The organism is Actinomadura flavalba DSM 45200 (genome assembly GCF_000374305.1).
GTDB classification, from domain to species: domain Bacteria; phylum Actinomycetota; class Actinomycetes; order Streptosporangiales; family Streptosporangiaceae; genus Spirillospora; species Spirillospora flavalba.
On the sequence record NZ_KB894099.1, the window covers coordinates 227,772 to 238,962 of the forward strand.

Genomic DNA, 11,191 nt, shown 5'->3' on the forward strand with positions numbered 1-11,191 from the left:
GCCGGGCCGCCGCGCCTACGAGGGTGTTACTTGTTGATCTTGACGACGCGACCGGCGCCGACCGTCCGGCCACCCTCGCGGATGGCGAACTTCAGGCCCTCTTCCATGGCGACCGGCTGGATGAGCTCGACGCTCATCTCGGTGTTGTCGCCCGGCATGACCATCTCGGTGCCCTCGGGGAGGTTCACCACACCGGTCACGTCCGTGGTGCGGAAGTAGAACTGCGGACGGTAGTTGTTGAAGAACGGCGTGTGGCGGCCGCCCTCGTCCTTGGACAGGATGTAGACCTGCGCCTCGAACGAGGTGTGCGGGGTGTTGGTGCCCGGCTTGATGACACACTGGCCGCGCTCGACGTCCTCGCGCTTGATGCCGCGCAGCAGCAGGCCGACGTTGTCACCGGCCTGGCCCTGGTCGAGCAGCTTGCGGAACATCTCGACGCCCGTCACCGTGGTGGAGGTCGAGGTCTCCTTGATGCCGATGATGTCGACGGTCTCGTTGACGTTCACGACACCGCGCTCGATGCGGCCGGTCACGACGGTGCCGCGGCCGGTGATCGAGAAGACGTCCTCGATGGGCATGAGGAACGGCTTGTCCGTCTCGCGGACCGGCTCGGGGACGTTCTCGTCCACGGCGGCCATCAGCTCGAGGATGGACTGGCCCCACTTCTCGTCGCCCTGGAGCGCCTGGAAGGCCGAGACGCGGACGACGGGCAGGTCGTCGCCCGGGAACTCGTACTCGGAGAGCAGCTCGCGGACCTCGAGCTCGACGAGCTCCAGGATCTCCTCGTCGTCCACCATGTCGCACTTGTTCAGCGCGACGACGATGTAGGGGACGCCGACCTGGCGGGCCAGGAGCACGTGCTCCTTGGTCTGCGGCATCGGGCCGTCGGTGGCGGCGACCACCAGGATGGCGCCGTCCATCTGCGCAGCACCGGTGATCATGTTCTTGATGTAGTCGGCGTGCCCGGGGCAGTCGACGTGGGCGTAGTGACGCGACTCGGTCTGGTACTCGACGTGCGCGATGGAGATGGTGATACCGCGCTCGCGCTCCTCCGGCGCCTTGTCGATGTCCTCGAACGGCGTGAAGGGGTTGATGTCCGGGTGCGCGTCGTGCAGCACCTTGGTGATCGCCGCGGTAAGGGTGGTCTTACCGTGGTCGATGTGACCGATGGTGCCGATGTTCACGTGCGGCTTGGTCCGCTCGAACTTGGCCTTCGCCACTGTTGCTCCTTGTTGCGATCCTCGGCCGGGCGTACCGACCGCTTCGATGTATGTCTGGTGATCTAGGCAGGCCGGGTGCTACTCGCCCCGCGCCTTCGCGATGATCTCCTGCGCGACGTTCCCGGGAACTTCGGCGTAGGAGTCGAACTGCATGGTGAACACAGCCCGGCCCTGGGTCTTGCTGCGCAGATCACCCACGTAACCGAACATCTCGGACAGCGGCACCAGTGCCTTGACGATGCGCATTCCGTGCCGCTCGTCCATGGACTGGACCTGACCGCGCCGGCTGTTGAGGTCGCCGATCACGTCGCCCATGTTCGCCTCGGGCGTGGTGACCTCGACGGCCATCATCGGCTCCAGCAGCGCCGGAGACGCCTTGCGGGCCGCCTCCTTGAACGCCATGGAACCGGCGACCTTGAACGCCATTTCCGACGAGTCGACCTCGTGGTAGGCGCCGTCCTGCAGGGTGACCTTCACACCGACCATCGGGTAGCCGGCGAGGACGCCGAACTCGGCGGCCTCCTGGCAGCCCGCGTCCACCGACGGGATGTACTCCCGGGGGATGCGGCCGCCGGTCACCTTGTTCTCGAACTCGTAACCGTCCGACCCGCCGCCGAGCGGCGCCAGGTCGATGATGACGCGACCGAACTGGCCCGAGCCACCCGTCTGCTTCTTGTGGGTGTACTCGACCTTCTGCACGGCCTTGGTGATCGTCTCGCGGTAGGCCACCTGCGGGCGGCCCACGTTGGCGTCCACCTTGAACTCGCGCTTCATCCGGTCGACGAGGATCTCCAGGTGGAGTTCGCCCATGCCGGAGATGACCGTCTGGCCGGTCTCCTCGTCGCTGCGGACCTGGAAGGACGGGTCCTCCTCGGCCAGCCGCTGGATCGCGGTGCCCAGCTTCTGCTGGTCGGCCTTGGTCTTGGGCTCGATCGCGACGTGGATGACCGGCGCCGGGAAGTTCATCGACTCCAGCACGATCGGGTTCTTCTCGTCGCTCAGCGTCTCACCGGTGGTGGTCTGCTTGAGGCCCATGACCGCGACGATGTCGCCCGCGCCCACGCGCTCGATCTCGGTGCGCTTGTTCGCGTGCATCCGGTAGATCTTGCCGATCCGCTCCTTGCGCTCCTTGACGGAGTTCAGCACCGAGGTGCCGGACTCAAGGACGCCGGAGTAGACCCGGATGAACGTGAGCTTGCCGAGGTGCGGGTCGCTCGCGATCTTGAACGCCAGCGCGGAGAAGGGCTCCTCCTCGCTCGGCTTGCGCAGCAGCGCCTTGTCCTCGTCGCGGACGGCGTGGCCCTCGATGGCCTCGACGTCCAGCGGGGAGGGCAGGTACCGGACGATCGCGTCGAGCAGGGGCTGCACGCCCTTGTTCTTGAACGCGGTGCCGCACGTGACCGGAGTGAGCTTGGCGGCGATCGTCGCGCGGCGGATGCCGGCGTGGAGCTGCTCGACGGTGGGCTCGGTGCCCTCCAGGAACAGTTCCATCAGCTCGTCGTCGTTCTCGGCGAGCGTCTCGACCAGCTTGTCGTGCCACTCACGGGCCACGTCGGCGTGCGACTCGGGGATGTCGACCGTGTCGTACATCTCGCCGAGCTTGGCCTCCTCGTTCCAGACGAGGGCCTTCATCGCCACGAGGTCGACGACGCCCTTGAAGTCCGACTCGGCGCCGATCGGGAGCTGGAGCACCAGCGGGATCGCGTTGAGACGGTTCTCGATCATGTCGACGCAGCGGTGGAACTCCGCGCCGACGCGGTCCAGCTTGTTGACGAAGCACATGCGGGGCACGCTGTAGCGGTCGGCCTGACGCCAGACGGTCTCCGACTGCGGCTCGACGCCGGCGACACCGTCGAACACCGCGACCGCACCGTCGAGCACCCGCAGGTTGCGCTCCACCTCGACGGTGAAGTCGACGTGGCCCGGGGTGTCGATGATGTTGATCGTGTGCTTGACGTCCTCGACGGACCATTCGCAGGTGGTGGCCGCGGAGGTGATGGTGATGCCCCGCTCCTGCTCCTGCTCCATCCAGTCCATCGTGGCGGCGCCGTCGTGGACCTCGCCGATCTTGTAGCTCATCCCCGTGTAGTAGAGGATGCGCTCGGTCGTCGTGGTCTTGCCCGCGTCGATATGGGCCATGATCCCGATGTTGCGGACCTTGGCCAGGTCTACACCGGTTTTGGTAGCCACTGTGCCCTCGCGTCTCGTCGTCGTTCGTCGTTCGCCGGGATTACCAGCGGTAGTGAGCGAAGGCCTTGTTGGACTCCGCCATCTTGTGCGTGTCCTCGCGCTTCTTGACGGAAGCGCCGAGGCCGTTGCTCGCGTCGAGCAGCTCGTTCATGAGCCGCTCGGTCATGGTCTTCTCGCGGCGGGCGCGGGAGTACTGCACCAGCCAGCGCAGGGCCAGGGTGGTGCTGCGCGCGGGCCGCACCTCCACCGGGACCTGGTAGGTCGCGCCACCGACGCGGCGGCTCTTGACCTCCAGGGTCGGCTTCACGTTGTCCAGCGCGCGCTTCAGCGTGACGACCGGGTCGTTGCCGGTCTTCTCGCGAGCGCCCTCCAGGGCGTCGTAGACGATGCCCTGGGCGATGGACCGCTTGCCGTCCAGCAGCACCTTGTTGATCAGGGCGGTGACCAGCGGCGAGTTGTACACCGGGTCGGCGATCAGCGGGCGCTTGCCAGGTGATCCCTTGCGCGGCATTAGCTCTTCTCCTTCTTGGCGCCGTAGCGGCTGCGCGCCTGCTTGCGGTTGCGGACTCCCTGGGTGTCCAGCGAACCGCGAATGATCTTGTACCGAACGCCGGGGAGGTCCTTCACTCGGCCACCGCGCACGAGCACGATCGAGTGCTCCTGAAGGTTGTGTCCCTCACCGGGGATGTAGGCCGTGACCTCAATCCCGCTGGTGAGCCGAACACGGGCGACCTTGCGAAGCGCGGAGTTCGGCTTCTTGGGCGTCGTCGTGTAGACGCGCGTGCAGACACCCCGGCGCTGGGGGCTGCCCTTCAGCGCAGGCGTCTTGTTCTTGGTCACCTTGTCCTGGCGGCCCTTTCGGACCAGCTGCTGGATCGTGGGCACCGCGTCTCCGTCTTCCTCGTACCGAGCCGGTAAGTCCTGTTTGCTGGATCGCACTCACGTGAGACCCGTCATCACCACCCCATGTGAGGCTGTGACCTGCCGGTTTCCCGACCTCTCCGACCCACGCGGTCGGGCGTGTCGTCATTCCCTCTGCCAACAGGCATACGGAACCGACACGGACCGCCCGGCCCCAAATCGGGCCGAATCAAGCCGGGGAGTGTGCCGCGGCGCTGCGCCCGGCCCGAAGAGGGGCCCGGCCTAAACGCACGCAGAGCGGCCCGCAGATGCGGGCACGAAGAGAGAGATTACCGAGCCCCGCCGCAAAGGTCAAAGCGAAGGCCGCACTACCGTGATCAGGTGGTCCGGCGCAAGCCCGGAGGTGTCCGAAACGCCCACTTCCCCACCTGACGTCAACCGCGCCGGGCCGACGGATGTTCCCGGGGGAACTCCGCCGGCCCGGACGGTCACAGGACGAAGATGACGAACGCGATGATCGCCAGCACGACGAGCGCCGCGACGCCGCCGACGATCAGGTAGAGCTTCTTGCCGTCCTTGGGGGCCGCCTCCGAGCCGCCGCCGTACTGCTGCGGCTGCCCGTACTGCTGCTGACCCTGCTGCCCGTACTGCTGCTGGCCGTATTGCTGCTGGCCCTGCTGCCCTTGCTGGCCGTACTGCTGCTGGCCGTACTGGGCTTCGCCCTGCTGGCCGTACTGCTGCTGGTGCTCGCCCTGCTGACCGCCGCCGTACTGGCCCTGCTGCTGGCCGTACTGCTGAGCGTCACCCTGCTGACCGCCGTACTGGCCCTGCTGGCCGTAGCCCTGCTGCCCGTACTGCTGTCCGTACTGCTGCTGCTGGCCGTACTGCTGGCCCTGCTGCTGCCCGTACGGGCTCTGCTGGCCGTAGGGGCTCTGCGGGGACTGCTGCTGGCCGTAAGGGCTCTGCGGCTGTTCCTGGCCGGGCGCGCCCCACTGCTGCTGGCCCACGTCGAGGCGGGTCGCGTCGCCGTAGGGCTGGTCGCCCGCCGGGGACTGCTGCTGCGCGGACGGGTCGAACGCCTGGGTGGCCTGCTCGTCGTCGCCCTGGGCGGCCCGGCGCTGCTCGCCGTAGGGCGCCTCCTCGACGGCGGCGGGCGCGGGCGCGCCGAACCCCGAGTCGGGCGGCGGGACCATCATCGTGCGCTCGTGGTCGGCGCCCTGCTCCGGCTGCTCGGCGCGTTCCGCGCGCGGCGGCTCGGCGGCGCGGCGCTCGCCCTGCGCGACGGGCACGTCGGGGCCGGGCGACCAGTGCAGCGTCGCCTGGTCGTCGATCTGCGGCCGGCCGCGGTCGGCGTCGTCCCCGGGGCCGGGCACGATCAGCGTCCGGTCTCCCCCGGCGTCGGGCTCGGTCGGCGGAACGTCCTGCCGCTGCCCGAACTGCGGCTGTTCGGCCTGCCCGAACTCCGGCTGCCGCCCGTACGGCGGCTGCTCCGGCTGCTGCCCGAACTGGGGCTGCTCGGGCTGCTGGCCGAACTGAGGCTGTTCCGGCTGCTGACCGTACGACTGCTGCTCGGGCTGCTGACCGTACGGCGCCTGGCCGGGCTGCCCGTACGGCTGCCCGTGGGGCGGCTGACCGTACGGCTGCTGCTGGCCGGGCTGCTGCCCGAAGGGCGGCGGGGCCTGACCGTAGCCCTGCTGCGGCTGGCCCTGCGGCTGTCCGTACGGCTGCTGCTGCCCGTACGCGTGCTCCTGCGTGGGCTCGTCGCCCGGAGGACGCCCGTAGGGGTTCTGCGGCGCCTGCCCGTACGGCGGCGCGGGCTGCTCGTGCCCGCCGACGGTGCCCATGCCCTCGATCATCGTGGGGGGCGCGGGCGGCGCCGCGGGCCGCTCGTCGGACGGCCGGGACGGCTCGTCCTGCTGCTGCGGCTGCTGGGGGGCGGGCGGCGGCGGAGGCTGCCCGGACCCGCCAAGCTGCGGCGCGCCGAACACGACCGTCCGGTCGCCCACGGGACGGGGCGGCGCCGCGGGCGCCTGCTCCTCGGCGTTCCCGGCCGGAGCCGGTTCCTGGTCATCGGACAACGGCCGCCGCGGTCCCTGCGTACCGTCCTGCTCGGTCATCGTCGGGCTCCTTCAACTGCCGTTCCCGGGGTCGTTCCCGCCCCAAGCCTGCCTCTGCCGCTCGCAAAAGCGCAAATCACCACCCAGGTACGACGCGGAAAACCTCCCCCGAGTTCGCCCCTGACCCCCTTTACCCCTTTTTCCCGGGTCATCGACACGCTCAGCCGTCCAGGTGGCACTCCACCTCGGCCCGGCGCTGTGTCATCCCCGCGCTCACCGCGTCCCGGACGCACGCCCGCTCGGCCGGACTCAACCGGAGCGTCCCGCAGACGGTCTCCCCCGCGTACGTCCGGCAGTTCTGCCCGCCCACCTGAGTCCGCGCCGGCTGCGCCACCGCCGACGATCCGCTCGCCGCGAGCGCGCCCAGCGTCACGGCGACCAGCAGCACCCGCACGGCACTCCGCGTCCCCTTCTCCATGCCACCTCCTCGTACGGTCGCCCTCCTGCCGTACCCCGAAAAACCCGCGCGTCGGCCCGCGCCGGGCCAAGAAAGGGGAAAGGCCCCCTCCCGCCGGAGCGGGAAGGGGCCTCTCGAACGACCGGATCAGCGGTTGTACTGACCGAAGTCGTACTCCTCCAGCGGGACGGCCTCGCCGGAGCCCTGGCCGAAGGCGTACTCGGCGCCGTCGTCGTAGCCGACGGAGTACACCGCCTCCTTGGCCTCCTGCGTGGGCTCGACCCGGACGTTGCGGTACTGGGGCATGCCCGTACCGGCCGGGATGAGCTTGCCGATGATGACGTTCTCCTTGAGGCCCAGCAGCGGGTCGCTCTTGGCGTGCATCGCGGCCTCGGTGAGCACCCGGGTCGTCTCCTGGAAGGACGCGGCCGACAGCCACGACTCCGTCGCCAGGGACGCCTTGGTGATGCCCATCAGGACCGGGCGGCCGGCGGCGGGCGCGCCGCCCTCGGCCACCACCGAGCGGTTGCGCTCCTCGAACATCGGACGCTCGACCAGGTCGCCCGGGAGCAGGTCGGTGTCGCCCGCCTCCAGGATGTTCACCCGCTTGAGCATCTGCCGCACGATGATCTCGATGTGCTTGTCGTGGATCGACACACCCTGCGAGCGGTAGACCTCCTGCACCTCGTGGACGAGGTGGAGCTGCACCGCGCGCGGGCCGAGGATGCGCAGCACCTCGTGCGGGTTCTGCGCACCGCGGATGAGCTGCTGGCCGACGTCGACGTGGGCGCCCTCGCGAACACCCTCTTCGAGCCGGGACCGCATCGGGACCTGGTAGGCGATCTCCTCCGAGCCGTCGTCCGGGACGATGACGACCTTGCGGGTCTTCTCCGTCTCGTCGATCTTGACCCGGCCGGCGACCTCGGAGATCGGGGCGACACCCTTGGGGATGCGCGCCTCGAACAGCTCCTGGACACGCGGCAGACCGTGCGTGATGTCGCCGCCCGCCACACCGCCGGTGTGGAAGGTGCGCATCGTGAGCTGCGTGCCGGGCTCACCGATGGACTGCGCCGCGATGATGCCGACGGCCTCGCCGACGTCCACCCGCTTGCCCGTGGCCAGCGAGCGGCCGTAGCACGCCGCGCAGACACCGATCTTCGCCTCGCAGACCAGCGCGCTGCGGGTGCGGACCCGCTCCACGCCGACCTCGACCAGGCGCGACACCACGGCGTCGGACAGGTCGGTGTCGGCCGGGAAGACCACGGTGCCGTCGACGACGACGTCCTCCGCGATCGTCCGGCCCACCAGGCTCGTCTCGGTCGTGGCCGGCTTGACGAGCGTGCCGTCGGCCAGCTTGTCGGCGACCTCGAACGGGATCGTGCGGTCGGTGCCGCAGTCCTCCTCGCGGACGATGACGTCCTGCGCGACGTCCACCAGACGACGGGTCAGGTAACCCGAGTCGGCGGTGCGCAGCGCGGTGTCGGCCAGGCCCTTGCGGGCGCCGTGGGTCGAGATGAAGTACTCGACCACCGACAGGCCCTCGCGGAAGGAGGACTTGATCGGCCGCGGGATGGTCTCGCCCTTGGGGTTGGAGACCAGGCCGCGCATACCGGCGATCTGGCGGAGCTGGAGCGGGTTGCCGCGGGCGCCCGACTGGATCATCATCCAGATCGGGTTGGCCTTCGGGAACGCCGTCTCCATGTCCTCGGCGACGTCGCGCGTCGCGTTGTTCCAGATCTCGATGAGCTCCTGCTTGCGCTCGTCGTCGGTGATCAGACCGCGGTTGAACTCGCGCTGCACCTTGTCCGCGCGGGCCTCGTAGGCGCTCAGGATCTCCTGCTTGCGCGGCGGGGTCACGACGTCCTCGATGGAGATCGTGACACCGGACCGCGTCGCCCAGTGGAACCCGGCGCTCTTGAGGGCGTCCAGCGCGCCCGCGACCTCGACCTTGGGGTAGGTCTCGGCCAGCTCGTTGACGATCGCCGAGAGCTGCTTCTTACCGATCTCCGCGTTCACGAACGGGAAGTCGGCGGGCAGCGTCTCGTTGAACAGCGCACGGCCGAGCGTGGTCTCCAGCCGGTAGGCCGCGCCGGGCTCGTAGCCCTCGGGCGCCTGCCAGCCACGCGGCGGCGGGACGTCCTTGAGCCGGATCTGGATCGTCGACTGGAGCGTCAGCTCCTCGCGGTCGTAGGCCATGATCGCCTCGGCGATCGACCCGAACGAGCGGCCCTCGCCCGCGGCGCCGTCCTGCTGCGTCGTCAGCCAGTACAGGCCGATGACCATGTCCTGGGTGGGCATGGTGACGGGCTTGCCGTCCGACGGCTTCAGGATGTTGTTCGTCGACAGCATCAGAATCCGCGCCTCGGCCTGGGCCTCGGCCGACAGCGGCAGGTGCACCGCCATCTGGTCGCCGTCGAAGTCCGCGTTGAACGCGGTGCAGACGAGCGGGTGGATCTGGATCGCCTTGCCCTCGACGAGCTGCGGCTCGAACGCCTGGATGCCCAGACGGTGCAGCGTGGGGGCGCGGTTGAGCAGCACCGGGTGCTCGGTGATGACCTCTTCCAGCACGTCCCACACGACCGGACGGGCCCGCTCGACCATCCGCTTGGCGCTCTTGATGTTCTGCGCGTGGTTCAGGTCGACCAGGCGCTTCATCACGAACGGCTTGAACAGCTCCAGCGCCATCTGCTTGGGCAGACCGCACTGGTGCAGCTTGAGCTGCGGGCCGACGACGATGACCGAACGGCCGGAGTAGTCGACGCGCTTGCCGAGCAGGTTCTGGCGGAACCGGCCCTGCTTGCCCTTGAGCATGTCCGACAGCGACTTGAGCGGGCGGTTGCCCGGCCCGGTGACCGGACGGCCGCGGCGGCCGTTGTCGAACAGCGCGTCGACGGCCTCCTGGAGCATCCGCTTCTCGTTGTTCACGATGATCTCGGGCGCGCCGAGGTCGAGCAGACGCTTCAGCCGGTTGTTCCGGTTGATGACGCGGCGGTACAGGTCGTTCAGGTCGGACGTCGCGAAACGGCCGCCGTCGAGCTGCACCATCGGACGCAGGTCCGGCGGGATGACCGGGATGCAGTCCAGCACCATGCCGAGCGGGCTGTTGCGGGTGTTGAGGAACGCCGAGACGACCTTGAGCCGCTTGAGGGCGCGGGCCTTCTTCTGGCCCTTGCCGGTGCGGATGATCTCGCGGAGCTTCTCGGCCTCGGCGTCGAGGTCGAAGTTCTGGAGCCGGGCCTGGATGGCCGCGGCGCCCATGCCGCCCTCGAAGTACTTGCCGAAGCGGTCGCGCATCTCGCGGTAGAGCAGCTCGTCGCCCTCAAGGTCCTGCACCTTGAGGCCCTTGAAGCGGCTCCACACCTCGTCGAGCCGGTCCAGCTCACGCTGGGCGCGGTCGCGGAGCTGCTTCATCTCGCGCTCGGCGCCGTCGCGGACCTTGCGCTTCTGGTCCGCCTTGGCGCCGGCCTCCTCAAGCTCGGCCAGGTCGCCTTCGAGCTTCTGCTGGCGACCCTCGATCTGGGCGTCGCGAGCCTGCTCGATCTGCTGACGCTCGACCGAGATGTGCGCCTCCAGCGTGGGCAGGTCGCGGTCACGCCGCTCCGCGTCCACGCTGGTGATCATGTAGGCCGCGAAGTAGATGATCTTTTCGAGATCCTTCGGGGCCAGGTCCAGCAGGTAGCCCAGACGCGAGGGGACGCCCTTGAAGTACCAGATGTGCGTGACCGGAGCGGCCAGCTCGATGTGGCCCATCCGCTCACGGCGCACCTTGGCACGGGTCACCTCGACGCCGCAGCGCTCACAGATGATGCCCTTGAACCGGACGCGCTTGTACTTACCGCAGTAGCACTCCCAGTCCCGGGTGGGGCCGAAGATCTTCTCGCAGAAGAGCCCGTCCTTCTCCGGCTTGAGGGTCCGGTAGTTGATCGTCTCCGGCTTCTTCACCTCTCCGTGCGACCACTGGCGGATGTCGTCGGCGGTCGCCAGACCGATGCGAAGCTCGTCGAAGAAGTTGACGTCAAGCAACTTTGTTCCCCTTGATTTGGTCAGACCTCGTCAACGCTCATCGCACCCTCATTGGGGCGCCGAGACAGGTCGATGCCGAGCTCCTCCGCGGCGCGGAAGACGTCCTCGTCGGTGTCGCGCATCTCGATGGACATGCCGTCGCTGGAGAGCACCTCGACGTTGAGGCACAGCGACTGCATCTCCTTGATGAGCACCTTGAAGGACTCGGGAATGCCGGGCTCGGGGATGTTCTCGCCCTTGACGATGGCCTCGTACACCTTCACGCGGCCCAGGACGTCGTCGGACTTGATGGTGAGCAGCTCCTGGAGGGCGTAGGCGGCGCCATATGCCTCCAGCGCCCACACCTCCATCTCGCCGAACCGCTGGCCGCCGAACTGGGCCTT

General features: G+C 68.8%; 8 protein-coding genes. All 8 read right to left on the reverse strand.

Annotated features, from left to right (window positions below; all coding sequences use genetic code 11):
- Positions 1-26 precede the first annotated feature (26 nt).
- Entirely contained in the window at positions 27-1,220 is a 1,194-nt protein-coding gene (gene tuf / locus C229_RS0123665; RefSeq protein ID WP_018657600.1) for an elongation factor Tu, read from the reverse strand.
- Positions 1,221-1,298: 78 nt separating this feature from the next.
- Positions 1,299-3,410: an elongation factor G gene (gene fusA, locus C229_RS0123670; RefSeq protein WP_026314103.1), complete on the reverse strand. Its 2,112-nt coding sequence runs from the start codon at positions 3,408-3,410 to the stop codon at positions 1,299-1,301.
- Between the two features lie 40 nt (positions 3,411-3,450).
- Entirely contained in the window at positions 3,451-3,921 is a 471-nt protein-coding gene (rpsG, locus tag C229_RS0123675; protein WP_018657602.1) for a 30S ribosomal protein S7, read from the reverse strand.
- Entirely contained in the window at positions 3,921-4,295 is a 375-nt protein-coding gene (gene rpsL / locus C229_RS0123680) for a 30S ribosomal protein S12 (protein ID WP_018657603.1), read from the reverse strand. Before rpsL ends, rpsG begins: the two co-directional genes overlap by 1 nt.
- Before the next feature lie 464 nt (positions 4,296-4,759).
- Positions 4,760-6,388: a hypothetical protein gene (locus C229_RS35060; protein WP_018657604.1), complete on the reverse strand. Its 1,629-nt coding sequence runs from the start codon at positions 6,386-6,388 to the stop codon at positions 4,760-4,762.
- A gap of 160 nt (positions 6,389-6,548) precedes the next feature.
- A complete protein-coding gene (locus tag C229_RS0123690; protein ID WP_018657605.1) occupies positions 6,549-6,806 on the reverse strand; it encodes a hypothetical protein in 258 nt (85 codons plus the stop codon).
- A gap of 126 nt (positions 6,807-6,932) precedes the next feature.
- Positions 6,933-10,808: a DNA-directed RNA polymerase subunit beta' gene (locus C229_RS0123695; protein ID WP_018657606.1), complete on the reverse strand. Its 3,876-nt coding sequence runs from the start codon at positions 10,806-10,808 to the stop codon at positions 6,933-6,935.
- Positions 10,809-10,828: 20 nt separating this feature from the next.
- Positions 10,829-11,191 (reverse strand): DNA-directed RNA polymerase subunit beta (locus C229_RS0123700; RefSeq protein WP_026314104.1); only part of this gene is annotated, 363 nt, incomplete at its 5' end.

Bases quoted from the DNA above. Each gene is read 5' to 3' on its own strand.
- C229_RS35060 (WP_018657604.1), bottom strand. From the start codon at position 6,388: ATGACCGAGCAGGACGGTACGCAGGGACCGCGGCGGCCGTTGTCCGAT.
- C229_RS0123690 (WP_018657605.1), bottom strand. From the start codon at position 6,806: ATGGAGAAGGGGACGCGGAGTGCCGTGCGGGTGCTGCTGGTCGCCGTG.
- rpsG (WP_018657602.1), bottom strand. From the start codon at position 3,921: ATGCCGCGCAAGGGATCACCTGGCAAGCGCCCGCTGATCGCCGACCCG.